General features: G+C 72.0%; 16 protein-coding genes. 8 read left to right on the top strand and 8 right to left on the bottom strand.

Translation table 11 applies throughout. The features are described 5' to 3' along the window. Positions 1–6: 6 nt before the first annotated feature. The 8 genes from ACQPZP_RS26695 to ACQPZP_RS26660 all read right to left on the bottom strand — a co-directional run bounded on the left by ACQPZP_RS26695 (position 7) and on the right by ACQPZP_RS26660 (position 9,234). Positions 7–369, bottom strand: a complete 363-nt coding sequence (locus tag ACQPZP_RS26695; RefSeq protein WP_433472465.1) for a VOC family protein — start codon at positions 367–369, stop codon at positions 7–9. Positions 370–527: 158 nt separating this feature from the next. After that, the gene (locus ACQPZP_RS26690) at positions 528–1,688 is read right to left on the bottom strand and encodes an ABC transporter ATP-binding protein (protein WP_433472464.1); all 1,161 of its coding nucleotides are present in this window, start codon (positions 1,686–1,688) and stop codon (positions 528–530) included. Positions 1,689–1,703: 15 nt separating this feature from the next. After that, positions 1,704–2,543, bottom strand: coding sequence for a carbohydrate ABC transporter permease (locus ACQPZP_RS26685; protein ID WP_433472463.1), 840 nt, complete (start codon positions 2,541–2,543; stop codon positions 1,704–1,706). Further along, a complete protein-coding gene (locus tag ACQPZP_RS26680; RefSeq protein WP_433472462.1) occupies positions 2,540–3,400 on the bottom strand; it encodes a carbohydrate ABC transporter permease in 861 nt (286 codons plus the stop codon). Before ACQPZP_RS26680 ends, ACQPZP_RS26685 begins: the two co-directional genes overlap by 4 nt. Before the next feature lie 8 nt (positions 3,401–3,408). Next, positions 3,409–4,653, bottom strand: a complete 1,245-nt coding sequence (locus tag ACQPZP_RS26675) for an ABC transporter substrate-binding protein (RefSeq protein ID WP_433472461.1) — start codon at positions 4,651–4,653, stop codon at positions 3,409–3,411. Between the two features lie 33 nt (positions 4,654–4,686). Continuing rightward, complete coding sequence (locus ACQPZP_RS26670; RefSeq protein WP_433472460.1) at positions 4,687–7,533, bottom strand: family 78 glycoside hydrolase catalytic domain; 2,847 nt, start codon at positions 7,531–7,533, stop codon at positions 4,687–4,689. 62 nt (positions 7,534–7,595) lie between these two features. Further along, entirely contained in the window at positions 7,596–8,567 is a 972-nt protein-coding gene (locus ACQPZP_RS26665) for a C-terminal binding protein (protein ID WP_433472459.1), read from the bottom strand. Next, entirely contained in the window at positions 8,560–9,234 is a 675-nt protein-coding gene (locus ACQPZP_RS26660; RefSeq protein ID WP_433472458.1) for a GntR family transcriptional regulator, read from the bottom strand. The genes ACQPZP_RS26665 and ACQPZP_RS26660 overlap by 8 nt, the downstream gene beginning before the upstream one ends. A gap of 108 nt (positions 9,235–9,342) precedes the next feature. Between ACQPZP_RS26660 and ACQPZP_RS26655 the strand changes: the two genes are divergently transcribed. The 8 genes from ACQPZP_RS26655 to ACQPZP_RS26620 all read left to right on the top strand — a co-directional run bounded on the left by ACQPZP_RS26655 (position 9,343) and on the right by ACQPZP_RS26620 (position 18,462). Continuing rightward, on the top strand, positions 9,343–10,134 hold the full coding sequence (locus tag ACQPZP_RS26655) for an SDR family NAD(P)-dependent oxidoreductase (protein WP_433472457.1): 792 nt from the start codon (positions 9,343–9,345) through the stop codon (positions 10,132–10,134). Next, the gene (locus ACQPZP_RS26650; RefSeq protein WP_433472456.1) at positions 10,134–11,018 is read left to right on the top strand and encodes an amidohydrolase family protein; all 885 of its coding nucleotides are present in this window, start codon (positions 10,134–10,136) and stop codon (positions 11,016–11,018) included. Before ACQPZP_RS26655 ends, ACQPZP_RS26650 begins: the two co-directional genes overlap by 1 nt. After that, positions 11,015–12,103 carry a Gfo/Idh/MocA family protein gene (locus ACQPZP_RS26645; RefSeq protein ID WP_433472455.1) on the top strand — a complete coding sequence of 363 codons (1,089 nt, stop codon included), beginning with the start codon at positions 11,015–11,017 and terminating at the stop codon, positions 12,101–12,103. Before ACQPZP_RS26650 ends, ACQPZP_RS26645 begins: the two co-directional genes overlap by 4 nt. Positions 12,104–12,113: 10 nt before the next feature. Next, positions 12,114–12,557, top strand: coding sequence for a VOC family protein (locus ACQPZP_RS26640; RefSeq protein ID WP_433472454.1), 444 nt, complete (start codon positions 12,114–12,116; stop codon positions 12,555–12,557). A 57-nt stretch (positions 12,558–12,614) separates the two neighbouring features. Next, a complete protein-coding gene (locus ACQPZP_RS26635; RefSeq protein ID WP_433472453.1) occupies positions 12,615–13,388 on the top strand; it encodes a fumarylacetoacetate hydrolase family protein in 774 nt (257 codons plus the stop codon). A gap of 261 nt (positions 13,389–13,649) precedes the next feature. Further along, positions 13,650–14,513, top strand: a complete 864-nt coding sequence (locus ACQPZP_RS26630) for an LLM class flavin-dependent oxidoreductase (RefSeq protein WP_433472452.1) — start codon at positions 13,650–13,652, stop codon at positions 14,511–14,513. Positions 14,514–14,555: 42 nt separating this feature from the next. Then, positions 14,556–17,906 carry a DUF4132 domain-containing protein gene (locus tag ACQPZP_RS26625; protein WP_433472451.1) on the top strand — a complete coding sequence of 1,117 codons (3,351 nt, stop codon included), beginning with the start codon at positions 14,556–14,558 and terminating at the stop codon, positions 17,904–17,906. A 118-nt stretch (positions 17,907–18,024) separates the two neighbouring features. Further along, complete coding sequence (locus ACQPZP_RS26620; RefSeq protein WP_433472450.1) at positions 18,025–18,462, top strand: peptidase inhibitor family I36 protein; 438 nt, start codon at positions 18,025–18,027, stop codon at positions 18,460–18,462. The last annotated feature ends 217 nt before the right edge of the window (positions 18,463–18,679 follow it).

Below are 18,679 nucleotides of genomic sequence, written 5' to 3'. Positions count from 1 at the left end.
TCCAAATCATGACCGGCAGATGCAGAACTCGTTGCCCTCCGGGTCTTTCCAGACCTGCCAGAGATCCTCTCGCAGTGCACCGGCCGGTACGGCGCCCAGCTCGGCCGCGCGGGCGCACGCCGATTCGAGGTCGTCGGCGACCAGATCCAGATGGAGCCGGTTCTTCACGCTCTTGGGCTCGGGCACGCGTTGCAGCGCCAGTCCGGAGCCGAGACTGATCCACTCGTCCTCGCGGCGAGTGATCTCCAGATCCAGCAGCCGGCTCCAGAAGAGGGCCATGCGTTCCAGGTCGACCGCGTCGATGACGATTCCGCTGATCCGTACGCCCGCCGATGTCCTCTCGGCGGCCGCCGACGGTTCCGTCCCCATCTCGCCCTCCCTCTACCGGATGCCTTCGGTGGCCCGCCCGGTCCGGCCTTCACCGCCCGGCCATGATCACAGAACACCTGGCGACCGGCTCATCGGGGGCGAAGGGCTCGGCAACGGCGACCCGCACGGGGTACTTGACGACATCCATGAGCGTCACCTCAGCCGGTCTTGAAGCGGGTGCCGCCTGCCAGGTCGAAGTAGTGCAGGGCCTCGGGGCGCACCGCCAGTTCGAGCCTGTCGCCGGGCCGGACCGGAAGTGCGGGGGGAACGCGGGCGCACAGCAGCCGCTCCGCTCCCGTCGCCGCCGGCCTTGTCCCTCGTTCTTCGGCGAAGGTGGCATGCGAGATCTCCGCGGTCTCGTCAGGGCCTGACGAGACCCCGAAGAACACCAGCACATCGGCCCCCAGGTCCTGGCGCACGGCGCATTGCACGCTCAGTACGCAGTCGCCGGGCGCGGCCTCCGCACGCAGGTCCTCGGGCCGGATGCCCACAAGGATCCGCTCACCGTCGTGGACCGGGGGACGCGTCCGGTCGATCACCCCCAACTTGAAGCCGCCGAATTCCAGCACGTCTCCCCGCAGAGTCCCGACCGCGAAGTTCATCGGCGGGGAGCCGATGAACGCCGCGACGAACGCGTTGGCCGGCCGGGCGTACAACTCATGGGGAGTGGCGACCTGCTGGAGTTCGCCGCCGTGCAGGACGGCGACGCGGCTGCCCAGTGTCATCGCCTCGACCTGGTCGTGGGTCACGTACACGGTGGTCACGCCGAGCCTGTGATGCAGCTGCTCCAGTTCGGCGCGCATGGAGACGCGCAGTTTGGCGTCGAGGTTCGACAGCGGCTCGTCCATGAGGTAGACGCGGGGACGGCGCGCGATCGCCCGTCCCATCGCGACCCGCTGGAGTTGCCCGCCGGACAGCGTGGCCGGACGCCGGCCGAGGAGTTCGCCAAGCCCGAGCAGGTCCGCGACCTCGTCCACCCGGGCGGCGATCTCCCGTTTGCCGGTGCCGCGCACCCGCAGCCCGTAGCCGAGGTTGGCGCGGACGGTCATGTGCGGATAGATCGCGTAGTTCTGGAACACCATGGCGACGTCGCGGAGCCTGGGCTCCAGCGCGGTGACGTCGTCGCCGCCCATCCGGACGGCTCCCGACGAGGGCCTCTCCAGCCCGGCGAGCAGGCGCAGCAGCGTGGACTTGCCGCAGCCGGACGGGCCGACCAGGACGAAGAACTCGCCCTCCTCGACCGTGAGCGAGACGTCGTCCACCGCCGCCCGCGTGCCGTCGTACCGCATGACCACATGGTCGAGTTCGATGGACGTCATCGCGCCCTCCTCCTTTCACCCGTGCAGGGTGCTGGTGAAGCCCTTCATGACCGACCGCTGGGCGAGTGCGAACAGCGCCACGACAGGGCCGGCGGCGATGAGCGCGGCGGCGAAGATCAGCGGCCAGTCGGCCGTGAAGCGGCCGACGAACGAGTAGACGGCGACGGGGAGCGTCACCTTGTCGGTGCCGTCGGTGAAGACCAGGGCGACGAAGAAGTCGTTCCACACGAAGAGCCCGGTCAGCGTGGCGACGACTCCGGTGGCCGGCCGCACCAGCGGGAACATGATCTGGGCGAAGACGCGCAGCGGCCGGGCGCCGTCCACCCGCGCGGCCTCCTCGTAGGCGGTCGGCATGCCCCGGAAGAAGCCGGTGTACAGGAAGACCGCGAGCGGCATCTGCAGACCCGTGTACACGAGGATCAGCCCGGCGCGGGTGCCGGTGAGCCCCGCCTCCGCCATGAAGGCGTACACGGGGATCATCCCGAGCTGGATCGGCATGATCAGCGCGAGGGTGAAGAGCCCGAACAGCAGGCCGGACAGCCGGGAGCCGCGCCGGGCCAGCGCGTACCCGGCCGGTGCCGCGATCGCGATGAGCAGGAGCACGACCGCGCAGGTCGTCAGCACGCTGTTGAACAGGGCCTGCGAGAACGACACCGTGTCGCCGCCCGCCTCGCTCCAGGCCCGCCGGACGTTGCCGAGGGTCGGTCCGGACGGCGGCGCCAGGGCCGACCCGGCGGGGTCGTCCGGACGGCGCAGGGTCGTCACGAGCACGAGGTACACGGGCGCGAGCATGGGGATCGCGCCGATCCAGAGCCCGGCCTCCCGGAAGGCGGTCCAGCGGCCGTATCCGTTCATGCGCTCCTCCCGCGCAGCCCCCGGACCTGGATGAGCGCCGCGACGCACACGCCGGCGACGAGCAGCAGCGCGACCGCCGCGCTGTAGCCGTACCGGCCGTTGACGAAGGCCTGCTTGTAGACGTAGGTGCCGAGCGTGTCGGTCCCCCCGGCGGGGCCGCCGCCGGTGAGGGCCATGACCTGGTCGAAGAGCATGAACGCCGAGATCGTGGACAGGGCGGTCCCGATGGCGAGCGCCGGCCGCAGAAGCGGCAGCGTGATGTCGCGGAACCGGCGCCAGGTACCGGCGCCGTCCACCTGGGCCGCCTCCAGCAGTTCGTCCTGGACGCTCTGCACCCCCGCGAGGTAGATGAGCATGTGGTAGCCGGAGAACTGCCAGATCATCACGATGACGACGGCCACGAGCGCGGTGTCGCGCTGCCCGAGCCACGGTTGCGCGATCGTGCCGAGCGCGGTCTTCTCCAGCACCTCGTTCAGGGGGCCGTCGACGTCCAGGATGAACTTCCAGATGTAGGCGACGACCAGCGGGCTCACCACGGCCGGGATCAGGAACAACGAACGCAGGACGTGGCGGGTGCGCAACGTCCGAGCCAGCCCCAGGGCGAGCCCCAGGCCGACGGCGTTGACGCCGACCACGTACAGCGCGGCCAGGATGAGCGTCTGGACGACGACGTTCGAGCCTTCACCGAAGAACTCTCCGAAGTTGGCGAGGCCCACCCAGGAGGGCTCGGTCAGCCCGTCCCAGTCGGTGAACGCGGAGAGCGCACCGAGCAGGGACGGCCCGAGGACGAGGAGCAGGGTCAGCAGGGCCGCGGGGACGACGAACGCCCACGGCACCGATCTCGGACTCTTCACCATGTGAACTCCTACGGCGCCTTGCTCGTCCAGGCCGCGTCCATGGACTTCAGGACGTCGGACGGCCCCGACCGGCCGTTGAGGATCTTGACGAGGCCGGCGTCGAACAGCGTGATCAGCTCGGGGTTGGGCCAGTGCTGGTCCATGACCGGGCTGGTCCTGCCGTCCCGCACGTACGGCCCCAGCGCCGATGCGTAGGCGGGCACGCGTCCGGCCCCGGCCGGGATGGCGGGCACGGCACCGTCGAGCGCGGCGTAACGGGCGCGGTGGGCCGCGTAGTGGGCGATGAAGCGCTTGGCGAGCACCGGGGCGGCCGCCTTGGCCGGGACGACGAGGCCGCTGCTCGGGCCGGCGGGGACGCGTACCCGTGCCGGGTCGTCGTCACCGGGGAACGGGAACATCGTGAACGTCGCCTGGGGGGCGGCGGCCTGCCAGAGCGGCAGCGTCGCCGACGGAGCGACGACCATCTCGGCCTTGCCCTCGCCGAGCCCCCGTGCCGCCGCCTCCCGGGTCGTCCCGGCGACGCCCTTGGCGAAGCAGCCGGCGTCCGTCATCTGGGTGAAACGCTCCATGGCCTTCACCCAGCCCGGCGTCCCGGCGAACGTGACCTGGTTCTTCAGCCGCTTCTCGCTCTGGGCGGGATCGTCGGCGTAGACCGTGGACGCGGCCAGCGCGAAACCCACGATGTGCGGCATCTTCGAGTCCTCGTGGCCGGCGATGGCGAACGCGACCTTCCCGTCCGCGGCGGCACTGCGGCACCGGGCGAGGACGTCGGAGAACGTCTTCGGCTCGGGTGTGCCCTTCTTGGCGAACACGCCGATCGCCATCAGGTCGATCGGGAAGGCGTACACCTTCGCGCCGTCTCCGACGACGCTCCGGTACTGCTTCGGGACCCGGCCCGCCCAGGACTCGGCGGTCAGATCGCCGAGCAGCCCCTTGTCCGCCAGGGCGCGGGAGGTCCCGGACTCGCCGTAGCCGAGGAGGGTCATCGCGACGTCGGGGGCGCGGCCGGTGCCGAGCTGCCGCCGGAGCGCCTGGAGGTGCTGGTCGAAGGGCGTCTTCTTCACCGTGACCTTGACGCCGGGGTTCGCCTTCTCGAAGTCCCGGGCCGCGACGTCGACGGCGCTCTGCGGGCGCCCGTCGTCCCATGCCGCGATGACGAGCTCGCCGTCGCCCCGCGCGTTGCCGCCGCATCCGGTCGCCAGCAGCGGCGCCGCCAGCGCGGCGCAGCCGAGGATCCTGACCCGTTCGTGCATGCGAAACCTTCCTTCCGGCCGATGGGCCTGGACTCAGTCGCGCGCCGCCGCCAGCCGGAGCCGGTGGGGTCCGCCTCCCACCTCGATGACGAGGTGCCCGCCGTTGCGCCTGATCCCCCGAACGCCTTCTGCGGGCAGGTCCCGCGCGGCGTGGTCGTCGCCGGAGCGCCAGAGGGTCCGGCCGTTCTTGGTGAGCTCTCCCGCGGCGGGAGCGGGAAGCCAGATCTCCGCCTCAGCGGTCGCGGGCACCTGCACGACGACGTGCAGTTCGTCGCCGGCCCGGTGCCAGTCGACGGAGGCGTCGCCGCGCGCGGTGCGCAGCCGGGCGCTCGCGTGCGCCAGCCGGTGGGTGAGCGCGGGCCGCACCCGGATGCGCCGCCAGCCCGGCGCCGCCGGCGCGAGCCCGGCCACGTCGTTGAAGAGGAACTTCTCGATCATGGCCATGAGCTTCATGTTCCGGCTGAAGGACAGGTCGCCGCCCCAGGTCTCCCAGACCGTCGTCGCGCCGCGCTCGACCTGGTGGCCCCAGCTCGGGTAGGTGGTCCGCGTCGCGATGTCGTACATGACGTCGGCGGCGCCGATCCCGGCCAGCACGTTCTGCAGGGCCGCCGTGCCCATCGTCCCGGTGCTCAGGTGACCGCCGTCCGCCTCGATCCGCTCGACGAGGACCTGCCCGGCGCGGTCGCGGTGCTCGTCGGGGACGAGCCCGAACCAGAGCGGCATGGCCTGCGCGGTCTGGGAGCCGGTGCCGTAGCGGGCGGTCGCGGTGTCGAGGAACCGGTCGTTGAAGGCGGCGCGGATCGCCTCGGCCAGGTCGCCGTAGCGGCGGGCGTCATCGTCCTCGCCGATGACGGCGGCGGCGCGGGCGACCATGGTGGTGACCGCATAGAACCACGCGGTCGAGGTCAGCTCGACGGGCGTCCGGTTCGGGCTGAGCGAAGACGTGCCGTCCGGCTGGGGCTCCATGTGGTCGCCGAGACCCTCGCTGAGGATGAGGTCCTTGGCGCGGCCCCGCAGGAAGTCGGCTCCGCGCCGCATCCCCGGGTAGTGCCGCAGCAGGATGGACCGGTCGCCGTAGAACCGGTAGAGGTTCCAGGCGATGCTCGGGTAGGACGTCATCGCGAAGTCGGGGAGCGTGGCGTATGGCCAGTAGATGACCGAGGACCAGTCGTCGGGCAGTTCGTCGCGCTCTTTCGACAGGTCACCGAACTCCCCGCTGTCGAGCGACTCCTGCATGTCGATCCGGCCGCGCCACTGGAGCGGGCAGATGGTCGGGAAGCGGCCGTCGGGAAGCTGGGTGTCGGCCAGGTCGTCCAGCCACTTGAGCCAGAACCCGCGCGCCTCGAAGCCGTAGAGGTAGTCCTCGACGGACCAGCCGGGGTCGCCGACCCAGCCGACCCGCTCGGCACGGTCGGCGGCGTCCTGCGGGAAGCCCTGGAAGCTCGCGCGGAACGTCCACAGCACATTGCGGTGGATGAGGTTCAGCAGCTCGTCCGAGCAGCTGAACTCGCCGGCCCGCTCCAGGTCGGAATGGACGACCCGGCCCCGGATCTCGTGGATCTCGACGTCCCCGCCCGACGGCGTCACCTCGACGTACCGGAAGCCGTGCAGGGTGAACCGGGGCTCCCATTCCTCCTCGCCGCCGCCGCGCAGCGTGTAGACGTCGGTCTGCCGGGCCGCGAGCCACGACTGCATGTTGGCGCTGTCGTCCAGGTTCCCGTCGGCGTCGATCTCGCCCGCGTGCCTCAGCCGGACCTGGGCTCCCGCGGGCCCGGACACGCGGATCGCCGTCCAGCCGGAGATGTGCTGGCCGAAGTCCACGATCCGCCGGCCGCCGCCGGCGGGGGAGTCGGCCACCGGACGGAGGGTCTCGATCACGCGGGCCGGTTCGACCAGCCCTGTCCGGACGCGTCCGGCGGGTGCCCGGACCGTGGTCACCGGCCGCCAGCCCTCCGCCGGGAACCCGGCGCGGTCCCAGCCGGGGACCTCCCGGCGCGCGTCGTACCGCTCGCCCTGCGCGTAGTCGTTGTAGACGACGGGGCCGGCCAGCGTCCGCCAGCCGTCGCCTCCGGCGACGGTGACCCGCCGGCCGTCCGTGGTGTCGATCTCGATGATCAGCAGTGCGGCCGGGCGGTCTCCCCATGGCGTGCGCGGGAACGGGCCCGGACCGAGGTCCGGCTCCCCGCTGTACCAGCCGTGGCCGAGGACGAGCCCGGCCGCGTTCTCGCCCGGGACCACCTGCCCGGTGATGTCGTATGTGGTCGACAGGACGCGCGGGTTCGGGATGCGCGCGGGCTCGCCCTCCCCGTCGCGGAGATCGGGATCGTGGTCATAGGTGGTGGTCGCGGGATCGAGCACCCGGTCGCCGACCCGCCGGCCGTTGAGCCGCAGCTCGTAGAAGCCGAGCGCGGAGACGTAGGCGCGTGCGCGCTCGACGGGGCCCGGAACGTGGAAACCGGTCCTCAGCAGGGGCGACGAGACCCCTTCGTCTCCGGCGATCCAGGTGGCGGGCCCCCAGCCGGACGCCTCCATCAGGCCCATCTCGAAGGTGGCGGGCGGTGCGAACGGCCCCGAACGGCCGTCGCGGCCCCACAGCCGGACCGTCCACCAGCAGGTCTCGCGGGAACGCAGCGGCCGGCCCGCGTAGGAGACGCCGTTCACCTCGTCGCTCTCGACCCGGCCGGAGTCCCACAGGTCGGCGATCCCGGGCACGAGTCCTTCCGGTGCGCTCGCGACGAGCACCTGGAAGGCGCGCTGCCGCTCCTCGCCCGGCCCGACGGGAATCCAGCCGAACACCGGCGCGGGCATGTCCAGCCCGATCGGGTCGGTCAGATGCTGGCAGCGCGGCCACGCGGCGCGCAGTTCACCTGCCTCGGTCATGTCTCTCTCCCAGATGCGGTCGGAATCGGACGGTTCCCTCGCTCAGCCCGAGCGCGACACGATCACCGCGCGTACTCCGGGTTGACGATCGAGGGGACGGGGCGCCGGTTCAGGAAGTCGACGACCTGCCGCGCCGTCGTCCGGCCCAGCTCGTCCATGGCCTGCGGCGAGAACCAGGCGGCGTGGGGGGTGAGGACGACGCCCGGCAGGTCGCGCAGCGGGCTGTCCGCGGGCAGCGGCTCGGTCTCGAACACGTCCAGCCCGGCGCCCGCGAGGTGGCCGTCCCGGATCGCGGCGGCGAGCGCGGCCTCGTCGATCAGGCCGCCGCGGCAGGTGTTGACCACCATCGCGCCGCGCGGGAGCCGGGCGAGCGCCCGGGCGTCCAGGAGGTGGCGGGTCGCGTCGGTCAGCGGGACGTGCAGGCTCAGGATGTCGGCGGCGGCCAGCGCCTCGTCCAGTCCGGCGGGCCGGTGCCCGGCGGCTCTGATCGCGCCGCCGGCCACGTGCGGGTCGTGCACCACGACGTCGAAGCCGAGCGCGGCGGCGTGCGCCGCGGTGCGCGAGCCGATCCGGCCGAAGCCGAGGACGCCCAGCGTCGTCCGGGACGGGCGGGCCGCGGCGGGCCCGTCCTCGCTCACCGCCCAGCGGTGCCGCCGCACCGCGAGGTCCAGCGGTAACAGCCGCCGCGCCGCCGCCATGACGAACGCGATCGTGTGGGCCGCGACCTCCTCGACGCAGTAGCCGGGGGTGTTGGCGACGGCGATGCCGCGTGCGGTCGCCGCCGCCACGTCGATCATGTCGTAGCCGATGCCGAGGCGCCCGATGAACCGGCACCGCTCCAGCCGGTCGAGGACCCGGGCGGTCACGGGCGCCCACTGCACCACCAGTGCGGTGGCGTCGGCGGCGGCCGCGATCACGTCGTCCTCGGTACGGCAGTCGGCGAGCCTCGCCCGGAGCCCGCCGGCGCGCAGGATGTCCAGGACGCGGTCGGTGCCGGGCAGGTCGGTGTCGGTGACGACGACGAGGTCATTCATCGGCCGCCTCCGGCAGGGCCGCGCGAATGCGTTCGGCGGCGAGCTCGATGTGCCGCGCCATCTCGGCCTGGGCGACCGCTGGGTCGGGGTCGAGGATCGCGTCGAGCAGCACGTCGTGCGTGGCGGCGTGGTACTCCAGCTCTCCCGGCTCCAGTGCGGCCGTGGCCGCGCGCAGGAAGGCGCCGATGCGGCTGCGCAGCTGGGTCACCAGTTCGCCCACCAGGCCGTGGTCGGCCAGTTCCCAGAGCCGCTCGTGAAAACGCTGGTCGATGTCGAACACCCGGCGGAAGTTGCCGGCGGCCGCCTCCCCGCGCATCTCCTCGACCATCGCGCGCAGCTCCCGCCGGGCCTCCGACGTCAGCCGTTCCTGGACGCGTCTGACGACGAACTGCTCCAGCACGACACGCAGCGAGCACAGTTCGTCCAGCTCCCGAGGCGTGAGCATGGCGACGCGTGAGCCGCGGCGGGGGGTGCGCTCTATCAGCCCCTCGTCGGCCAGCTTCGACAGCGCCTCGCGGATCGGAATGTGGCTGACGCCCAGTTCCGCGGCGAGGGTCCGCTCGACCAGGCGAGTGCCAGGTGCGTACCGGCCCTCGTGGATCGCGTCCCGGATGCTGTCGGCGACCTGGTCGGCGAGATTCCCGGCCGGGAGTGGGTTCAGGGTCATCGCTCCGCTTCCGTAGTCTCTCAAATAGGCGCTATAGCATCTAGCGTATAGCGAAACCGTAAACGATTGCTATAGCATCTAGCAAGACCTGCCGACGAAAGGGACAAGATGCGTATAGCGGAGCATCGGAAAGCTCTCATCACCGGCGGCGGCTCGGGGTTCGGACGGTTGATCGCCCACCGGCTGCACGCCGCCGGGGCGTCGGTGACGGTCGTGGACATCGACGCCGAAGGCGCCCGGAAGGTCGCCGCCGAACTCGGCGACCGGGCGCTCGCCGTCGGCGCCGACGTCCGGTCGCCCGACGACATGGCCCGCGCCGTCCACGAGACCGGAGAGGCGTTCGGCGGTCTCGACACCCTCGTCGTCTCGGCGGGCGTCTTCCACATCGGCTCCCTTGAGAGCACCGGCGAACTGGACTGGGACCGGACGCTGGACGTCAACCTCAAAGGCGCCTTCCTCGCCGTCCGGGCCGCGGCCGGGCCGCTGCGGTCCAGCGGGCGGGGACGGATCGTCACGATCGGATCGGACTGCGGGAGGCGCGGCTTCGCCCGGCAGGTCCCCTACACGGCCTCGAAGTTCGGGCTCATCGGCCTGACCGAGTCGGTGGCCGCCGAACTGGCGCCCGACGGGGTCACGGCCAACTGCGTCTGCCCGGTCGGCGTGCCCACGACGGGCATGGGGCAGGAGGTGCTGGACTGGAAGGTCCGCCGGGCGGGGGCGACGCCGGAGGAGGTCATGCGGGCGACCGCGGCCACCAACCCGCTCGGCCGCAACGCCTCCGAGGACGACGTCGCGGACGCGGTCCTGTTCCTGCTGTCCGAGCAGGCGGGATTCCTGACCGGTGTGACCCTGGACGTGGACGGCGGCGCAAGCCTCGGCGCGGTGCCGGGTGTGCGCTGATGGCCGGCATCCCGCTGGTGGACACGCACGTCCACTTCCACGACCTGAGCCACCCGCGGCTGCGCTACTCCTGGCTGGAGCCCGGCGCGCCGGTGGACGAGGTCACGGGTCCCGATGCGGCGATCCGCGCTCAGCGCTACTGGGCCGACGACTTCCTGGCCGAGACCCGCTTCCACAACGTCGCGAAGGTCGTGCACGTCCAGGCCGCGATCGGGAGCGAGGATCCCGTCGAGGAGACGCGGTGGCTCCAGTCCTTCGCCGACAGGGTCGGAGCGCCCCAAGGGATCGTGGCGTACGCCGACCTCGCCCGGCCCGACGCGGCCGATGTGCTCGCGCGGCATGCCGAGTTCGCCAACCTGCGCGGCATCCGTGACCTGCGCTATGACGGCTACCTGACCGATCCGGACTGGCAGCGTGGCTTCGCCGCCCTGGAGCGCTACGAACTCATCTGCTGCGACGACCCCGCGGTCGAGGAGATGGGCGATGCCCGGAAGCTGGCGGAGCGCCACCCCGGAGTGACCCTGTGCGTGGACCACGCCGGCTACCCGCGCCGCCGCGACCGCGCGTACTTCGAGCAGTGGCGCGCGGGCATGCGCACGCTGGCCAAGGCTCCGAACGCCGTGGTGAAGATCTCCGGCCTCGGGCAGGCCGACCACCGGTGGACGGTCTCCTCGCTGCGCCCCTGGGTCCTTGAGTGCATCGAGGCGTTCGGAACCGGCCGCGCCTTCTTCGGTTCGAACTGGCCCGTCGACCGCCTCTACAGCTCCTACGGCGACGTCGTGAACGCGTACGCCGAGATCATCGCGGACTTCGGCGAGGCCGACCGGCACGCGCTCTTCCACGGCAACGCCGAGCGGATCTTCAGGCTCGGGGAGGGCGCATGACCGGCGCGGCCGGGGGAGAGGCCCACCGCGCGGCCGCGCGCATCGCCGTGGTCGGCTGCGGCTGGTGGTCCACCTACGCGCACCTGCCCGCGCTCGCGGAGAACCCCGCTGCGCGGACCGTCGCGCTGGCCGACCCGGATCCGGAGCGGCTGGCGGCGGCGGCCAAGGCGTTCGACGTCCCCGCGACGTTCGCCGACACCGCCGACCTCCTCGACGCGGTGGACGTGGACGGCGTCGTGATCGCCGTCCCGCATGCCGCGCATCACCCGGTGGCGAGGCTCGCGCTCGAACGGGGGGTGCACGTGCTGCTGGAGAAGCCGATGACCGTCGAGCCCGCGCATGCCGGCGAACTGGCCGCCCTCGCCCGCGACCGCGGTGTCGAGCTCCTCATCGACTACCCGTGGCATTACAACCCGCACGTGCTGGCCCTGCGCGACACGATCGCCAAAGGGGTGATCGGGCCCGTCGAGCACGTGTCGGTGCTGTACGCCTCCACGGTCCGCGAGCTCTACCGCGGCGATCCCGAGCCGTACCGGAAGGTGTTCGGGTACACCGTCAACGCGCCGGACTCCCGCACCTACAGCGATCCGGCCCTGTCGGGCGGCGGCCAGGGCCAGACCCAGGTCACGCATGCGGCGGCCCTGCTGCTGTGGCTCACAGGGCTGCGGCCCCGCGGCGTCTCCGCGTTCCGCGCCGACTTCGAACTGGACGTGGACCTCGCCGACGTCATCGCGGTCCGGTTCGACGGCGGCGCGATCGGGACGATCAGCTCCACCGGAGCCGTGCTGCCCGTCCACGAGGAGATCGCGCGCTTCGAGATCTTCGGCCGGGACGGGCACGTCCTGCTGGACGTCAACCAGGGCACGGCCACCGTCCACCACACCGGCGGGGTCACCGAGCTCCCGCCGCTGCCGGCCGGGGCGCGCAACCCCGAGCACGCACCCGTGCACAACCTCGTGGATCTCGCGCTCGGCCGCGGCCGCAACGGCTCTCCCGCCGAGATCGGGCTCGGGGCGGTGCGGTTCGTCGCGGCCATGTACCGCTCGGCCAGGGAGAAGATGATCATCGATCCGGAACTGCTCTAGAAGGACCGCAATGCTCACAGGTTTCTCGCACGTGGGGTTCACGGTGACGGACGTCGAGGAGGCCGCCTCCTTCTACCGGAAGGTGTTCGGGGCCGAGCCGATCGTCCGGCGCGTGTACGACGCCCCCTACACCTCGGTCCAGGTGGGATACCCGGACGCGCGCCTGGACATCGCCATCTTCCGGATTCCCGGTTCGGACGGCCTGCTCGAACTGATCCAGTACCTCAACCCCGTGGGCGTCCCGGTGGACGTCGAGACCAAGAACCCCGGTACGGCCCACCTGTGCCTCAATACCGACGACCTGGACGCCGAGTACGCCAGGCTCACCGCGCTCGGGGCCACACCGCGCAGTGCGGCCCCGGTCGAGATCACGTCCGGTCCCAACGAGGGACGCCGGGTGGCGTACTTCCGCGACCCGCAGGGGCTGACGCTCGAGCTGATGGAGATCCGCTGATGCGCGTCGCGAACCTCGACGGGAGGCTGGTCCTGCTCACCGACTCCGGAGCCCTCGATGTGGAGCGGGCGTCCGGCGGCCGGTTCGGCTCGGACCCCCCAGGGCGTCTTCGACCGCTGGGCGGAGTTCGTCTCCTGGGCGGACACGGCCACCGGTGGCGCGCCTTATGACCCGGCTCGCCTCGGGCCACCGGTCCCGGCTCCGCGTCAGGTGTTCGCGATCGGGATGAACTACCGGGCGCACGCCGCCGAGGCGGGTTTCGAGACGCCCGACCGGCTCACCGTGTTCACCAAGTTCCCCAGCTGCGTGACCGGCCCCTACGGCACGATTCCGCTTCCGGCCAGGGGACACACGGACTGGGAGGTGGAGCTGGTCGTCGTCATCGGCGTCACGGCTCGCCGCGTGCGGGCCGAGGACGCATGGAAGCACGTCGCCGGGCTCACCGCCGGACAGGACCTCTCGGAACGCATCGGCCAGCTCGCGGGCCCCGCACCCCAGTTCAGCCTGGGCAAGTCGCACCCGGGCTTCGGCCCGATCGGCCCGTGCCTGGTGACGCCCGACTCGTTCGACGACCCCGACGACATCGAGCTCGCGTGCACGGTGAACGGTGAACGGGTCCAGCACGGCCGCACGAGCGACCTGGTGTTCCCGGTGCCGCGCCTGATCGCGGAACTGTCGGAGACGCTGCCGCTGCTGCCCGGCGATCTGATCTTCACCGGCACTCCCGCGGGCGTCGGCATGGGCCGCACCCCGCCGCGGTGGCTGGCTCCGGGCGACGAGCTCGTCACCCGCGTCACCGGCGTCGGCGAGATGCGGCACGTGCTGGGCTGAGCCGAGGTCAGGGCAACCAGACCGGTGAGCCGGCCGGCGCAGCGCGGGCGGTCCCCTGGGCCCGGGACTCCGCGTCCCGCTGGGTGCCCTGTCGGGTGCCCCGGTGGGAGACCGCGTCGGACCGGCACGTCTGGACCCTGGGAGTGACAATCAGTGATCTCCCTTTAAGGCATTTTGACGCCGTCGGCCGACAGCGCTGAGTAACCGGCCGGGCTCGCGGTAGGAACCCTGTCTCACCGTTCTTCTTTGACGGAGGCACATATGGACATCGGGATCGGTCTTCCCAACACCGTCCGTGGAACCGAAGGCGCGACCCTCATCGACTGGGCACGGCGGGCCGAGGACGCGGGGTTCAGCACCCTCGGCACGATCGGCAGGCTGGTGTACCCGACGTTCGACGAGCTGATCGCCCTCGCCGCCGCCGCGGCGGTCACCAGCCGGATCCGGCTGACCACCGGCGTGCTCCTCGCTCCGCTGCAGTGCAACACCGCGCTGCTGGCCAAGCAGGCCGCCTCGCTGGACCGGCTCTCCGGCGGGAGGCTGGTGCTCGGCCTCGGCCTCGGCGCCCGTGATGACGACTTCGCGGCCGCCGGGGTGCCCACCAAGGGCAAGGGCCGCCGCCTGGACGAGCAGCTGGCCGAGATGAAGGAGATCTGGTCCGGCAGGCCGTACGGGGACGGTGGCGGGATCGGGCCCGAGCCGGTCCGCGCCGGGGGACCCGAGCTCATCCTGGGCGGCTCGACCGAGGCGAGTTTCGACCGGGTGGCCCGGGTGGCCGACGGCTGGATCATGGGCGGCGGCACCCCGGAGATGTTCGCCCAGGCCGCGACGGCCGTGGACGCCGCCTGGCAGAAGGCCGGACGCGAAGGCAGGCCCCGCAAGCTCTCGCTGGCCTACTTCGCGCTCGGTCCCGACGCCCGCGCGCAGGCCGACGCCTACCTGCTGCACTACTACGGCTGGCTCGGCGACATGGCCCAGCAGATCGCCGCGAGCGCCGCGATCAACACCGAGATGGTCAAGGCCTACGCGGCGGCGTTCGAATCGAGCGGCTGTGATGAGCTCATCTTCGTCCCGACCGCGTCAGATCCCGAGCAGGTCGGGCTGCTCGCCGAGGCGATCGCGTAGAACAGCCCTGGGTGTCGGCCGGCTCGCCTATGGTGATCCGTCATGGATGATCAACCGCGGGCACGCGAGGACGCGCTGGTGCTCCCAGGGCGGCTGCTAGCGGCGCTGCACCCTCGCCGCGGGGGTCTGCCCGGCCTCCCCGTGGAGATCGATCACTCGGCGGTGGACGCCGCCCGCAGGTTCGCCGAACACGCACGGGACCGCATCCAGGAGGCGCTCGACGACCCGCGCTCCGACCCGGCCATGGCCGGGCGGGCGCGGCGCCACCTGGCCGATGAGCCCGACCCCATGGGCGCGGCGGTGGTCGCCGAGCTCGCATGCCGCGGCCGCGACGACTTCTGGGAACGGTCGAGATGCTTCGCCGAGTCCTGGCTCGCCGAGCATGGCCTGGCCTTCGCCGTCTGCGCGGTGACGGAGCAGAGCGAGGTCAGCACGTACGGAGGGCTCGGGTCCATGGTCGACAACGACCTCCTGGGCCCGTGGGGCAGCCCGCCGGAGCCGTCGTCGGCACGGCGTCTGCGGGGCCTGCTGGCCGCGGCCGGCGACCGGGAGTACGCGGAGGCCGTCGAGCGGCTGGACGCCTGCGTCAGGACCGCCACGCAGCGCCTGGTCGCTGGATACTTCGCACCGACCCAGGTGGACTGGGTAGACCAGAGCTGTGCCGCGTCTCCCAGTTCGACCCTGGGGTGGACGCTGCTGGCCTCGTTGAGCACGTCCCGCCAGCTGGACCTGCTCGGTGACCTGACCCGCCTGTACACCAAGGACTGTGACGAGGGGGTTCTCGTCACGCTCGCCGACGGGCTCGGCCCCGCCGCCGTACCGGTGCTGGCCGCCGCGTGGGACGGCACTCCCGGGTCCGTGGTCGTCACCGGGAACTGGCGGGCGATCGGGGTGCTCGGTCTGCTGCCGTGGGACGGGGCGTTCGCGGCCATGTGCGAGCGGATCGAGGACCGCTCCGTTCAGCTCCTGCTGCTGGAGACGATGGAGCGCTTCCCCGATCGTGCGGTGCGTGTCCTGTCTCCCGCGACGGCGGGGACGTCCAAGGCCGCCGCGCTCGCCACCGAGATGCTGAAGGCGCATCTGCGGAAACACCCGGAACTCTCCACCCGGGACGACGTGCCAGCCGAGGCCAGGGCCATCGCCGCGGCCGTCGCGCCCGTTCCGGACGCGCCCGAGGACGCGATCCCTCTCGCCCTGCGGGAGCCGCCGTGGCTCACCCGACCGAAGAAGACGTCCCGGAAGAAGCCCGCGCAGCAGGACGACGGCCTGCCGGTCGTCACCGGCCTGGAGCCGCCTGCCGGCACGACGCTCGCCTGGGCTCCCGACGAGCGCGAGAGATGGCGGCGCGCCGCCTCCACCTCCAGGCGCAGTTACGACGCCTGGAGCATCCAGGAGTGGAGGGAGGCCGCGGAGACGTTCCACTCCAGCCCGATGAGAACGGGCGACCAGATGGCATTCCTCGTGGAGGGGCCCGACGAGGTCGTCCTGCCGTTGCTCACCGACTGGCGGCCGGATCTCGGGTGGCTCAGTGACTACGACGTCGAGACGCTTGTCGCACGGCACGGTGAGCATGCGCTGGACATCGCATACAGCGCCGCGAAGCGGTTCCCCAAGGACAAGGGCGGGGTTCTGCTGCCCTACCTGCACGCCGACGCAGCGCGGCTGACGGCCGACTGGCTGGTGCGGCTGCGGTCCGCCGAGGAGCACGCCCGCGCCTGGCTCCGCAGACACGCGGTCACGGCCGTCCCGTACCTGGTCCCCGACGCCCTGGGCAGGCGCCGGGCGCCGCGGGCCGGGGCGCAGGCGGCGCTGCGGTTCCTCGCCGAGGCGCACGGCGCTCCCGAGATCGTCCAGGCGGCCCGCCCGTACGCTGATGCCGTGGCGGAAGCCGTGGAGGCGATCCTCGCGGGCGCGGCGCCGACTCCCGCTTCCCCGCCGTCCGCGCCCGCCAAGAAGCGCGCCAAACCGCGCAGCCTGCCCGACTGGGCGGACCCGGCCGCACTCCCGCAGGTAAGGCTGCGGGGCCGCGACCGGGCACTGCCCGCCGCCGCGACCCGGCATCTCCTGGAAATGCTCACCCTGGGCGCACCGGGCGAGCCCGATCCGGAGATGAGGGGAATCCGCCAGGCGTGCGATCCGGAATCCCTCGCCGAGTTCGCCTGGGCCCTGTTCACCCGCTGGCAGATGGTCGGGGAACCGGGCGAGCAGGCGTGGGTGCTGACCGCGCTCGGGCCGGTCGGCGACGACACGACGGTGCGGCGGCTCGCCCCCCGGATCCGGGCGTGGCCCGCCGAGCACGGGCACGCCAAGGCGGTCAAGGGACTCGACGTGCTGGCGGCGATCGGCACCGAGGTCGCCCTGACCCACCTGCATGCCATCTCCCAGCGGGTGCGGCATACCGGACTCCGGACACGGGCACGGGAGAAGATCGACGAGATCGCGGGCCGACTCGGCCTCTCGCCGGACGAACTGGGCGACCGGCTCGTCCCGGACCTGGGTCTGGACGCCGCCGGGACCCTGGTCCTCGACTACGGCCCGCGCCGGTTCACGGTCGGGTTCGACGAGCGGCTCACGCCCTTCGTCCGCGATGAGGACGGCACCGTACGCAAGGCGCTGCCCCGCCCGGGCGACGACGACGACCCCGAGCTGGCGCCGATCGCCTACAAGCGGTTCACCGATCTGAAGAAGGACGTCCGCACCGCCGCGTCCGCCCAGCTCGCGCGGCTGGAGGCGGCGATGGTCGCCCAGCGGCGGTGGACCTCGGCTCAGTTCCGGGAGCTCTTCCTCGGCCATCCGCTCGTGCGGCACACCGCCCGCCGGCTGGTCTGGCTGTGCCAGGACGACCGCGAGACGATCCCGTTCCGCGTCGCCGAGGACCTGACACTCACCGACGCCGCCGATGACCCGTTCGAGCTTCCGGACGCGGCGCGGGTCACGATCGCGCATCCGGCGCGCCTGGACCAGGCCGAGGTCACGGCGTGGTCGGAGTTGTTCGCCGACTACGAGATCGTCCAGCCCTTCCCTCAACTGGGCAGGCCCGTGCACACGCTCGACCAGGGGGAGCGGGCGACCGGCAGGCTGGAGCGATTCGAGGGCGTCAAGGTGCCGTCCGGCGCGGTCCTCGGCCTGGAGCGGCGCGGCTGGGTGCGAGGCCCGGCGGACGAGGACGACGTGCACGGCCGGATGCTCCGTTCCCTGCCAGGGCGCCGCCAGGTCGTGGTCGAGCTGGACCCGGGCCTGTACACCCGCGACGCCACCGCGGCCTCGGAGCAGCTCGTGACCCGTGTCGCGCTCGAAAGCGGCGCAGGCAGCGACGGCGACATCGACGCCGTCCAACTCTCAGAGACGCTCGCCGACCTGGACCGGCTCACCGCGGGGGCACCCCCTCGGTGAAGGCCGATCTGCCAATAGGGTCCCCAAACCCCGTTCATGGGGCCCTAGGGCCCAAGAGGAAATAGCCGCAGGCGTCCTCACCACGGCCCTCGCGGGCGGTCTGCTCGGAGTAACGGGAATGCCGGCGGCCTCCGCTGGTGCGGCGCCTGTCGGTGCCTTCTCCGGCAATACCCCGGCCGCGGCCTTGTCCGCGACGCCGGCGGCCGACGTCGGGCCCGCTGCCGATGTCATCCCGAGGGTCAGCCGGAAGCCGGGTCAGTTGAGCACAAGTGCTGCGCTCAAGTGCACGAAGGGCAGCGTCTGCACCTGGACCAAGTACAACTTCAAGGGCGACCCCGGCCGCAGTAAAGCCGAGCGCGGGGTCTGCTACCACGGCAGCGCGTTCAGATCGATGAAGAATCGCACCAGCAAACGGCTTCGCGTGTATTTCGACATGAACTGCGGTGGGAGTTATCAGGTCGTCCGGCCTGGCACTTCGGTCAAGAAGTTCCGCCGGGGCGGGAACAGGTGGAGCTACAAGCCTTATTCGGCCTTGTTCGGCGAAGAGCGCAGCTGAGCGGCGGTCTCGTGGGTGAAGGGCGGTGCCGTCTGTCCGCACCGCCCGCCACTCCATGATCGAGCACTGGTCGTGCGCAGGCGTTCGGCAGTACGCGCGCAGTCCGGTGTACTGCGTTCTCAGTAGTCGAGGTGTCGGCGGCTGCACGACGACGTGCGGGCTCCGTTTCGCGAGGCTGTGGCGGTATCCGAAGAACGAATGCGGAGGCCGCTGTGGC

Source organism: Spirillospora sp. CA-142024 (genome assembly GCF_050942325.1).
Classification (GTDB): Bacteria; Actinomycetota; Actinomycetes; order Streptosporangiales; family Streptosporangiaceae; genus Spirillospora.
This window is presented reverse-complemented; position numbering and strand designations above follow the sequence as displayed.

Excerpts from the sequence above, each read along its gene's own strand:
- ACQPZP_RS26695 (WP_433472465.1), bottom strand. The coding sequence starts at position 369 with ATGGGGACGGAACCGTCGGCGGCCGCCGAGAGGACATCGGCGGGCGTA.
- ACQPZP_RS26690 (WP_433472464.1), bottom strand. The coding sequence starts at position 1,688 with ATGACGTCCATCGAACTCGACCATGTGGTCATGCGGTACGACGGCACG.
- ACQPZP_RS26685 (WP_433472463.1), bottom strand. The coding sequence starts at position 2,543 with ATGAACGGATACGGCCGCTGGACCGCCTTCCGGGAGGCCGGGCTCTGG.
- ACQPZP_RS26680 (WP_433472462.1), bottom strand. The coding sequence starts at position 3,400 with ATGGTGAAGAGTCCGAGATCGGTGCCGTGGGCGTTCGTCGTCCCCGCG.
- ACQPZP_RS26675 (WP_433472461.1), bottom strand. The coding sequence starts at position 4,653 with ATGCACGAACGGGTCAGGATCCTCGGCTGCGCCGCGCTGGCGGCGCCG.
- ACQPZP_RS26670 (WP_433472460.1), bottom strand. The coding sequence starts at position 7,533 with ATGACCGAGGCAGGTGAACTGCGCGCCGCGTGGCCGCGCTGCCAGCAT.
- ACQPZP_RS26665 (WP_433472459.1), bottom strand. The coding sequence starts at position 8,567 with ATGAATGACCTCGTCGTCGTCACCGACACCGACCTGCCCGGCACCGAC.
- ACQPZP_RS26660 (WP_433472458.1), bottom strand. The coding sequence starts at position 9,234 with ATGACCCTGAACCCACTCCCGGCCGGGAATCTCGCCGACCAGGTCGCC.
- ACQPZP_RS26655 (WP_433472457.1), top strand. The coding sequence starts at position 9,343 with ATGCGTATAGCGGAGCATCGGAAAGCTCTCATCACCGGCGGCGGCTCG.
- ACQPZP_RS26650 (WP_433472456.1), top strand. The coding sequence starts at position 10,134 with ATGGCCGGCATCCCGCTGGTGGACACGCACGTCCACTTCCACGACCTG.
- ACQPZP_RS26645 (WP_433472455.1), top strand. The coding sequence starts at position 11,015 with ATGACCGGCGCGGCCGGGGGAGAGGCCCACCGCGCGGCCGCGCGCATC.
- ACQPZP_RS26640 (WP_433472454.1), top strand. The coding sequence starts at position 12,114 with ATGCTCACAGGTTTCTCGCACGTGGGGTTCACGGTGACGGACGTCGAG.
- ACQPZP_RS26635 (WP_433472453.1), top strand. The coding sequence starts at position 12,615 with ATGTGGAGCGGGCGTCCGGCGGCCGGTTCGGCTCGGACCCCCCAGGGC.
- ACQPZP_RS26630 (WP_433472452.1), top strand. The coding sequence starts at position 13,650 with ATGGACATCGGGATCGGTCTTCCCAACACCGTCCGTGGAACCGAAGGC.
- ACQPZP_RS26625 (WP_433472451.1), top strand. The coding sequence starts at position 14,556 with ATGGATGATCAACCGCGGGCACGCGAGGACGCGCTGGTGCTCCCAGGG.
- ACQPZP_RS26620 (WP_433472450.1), top strand. The coding sequence starts at position 18,025 with ATGCCGGCGGCCTCCGCTGGTGCGGCGCCTGTCGGTGCCTTCTCCGGC.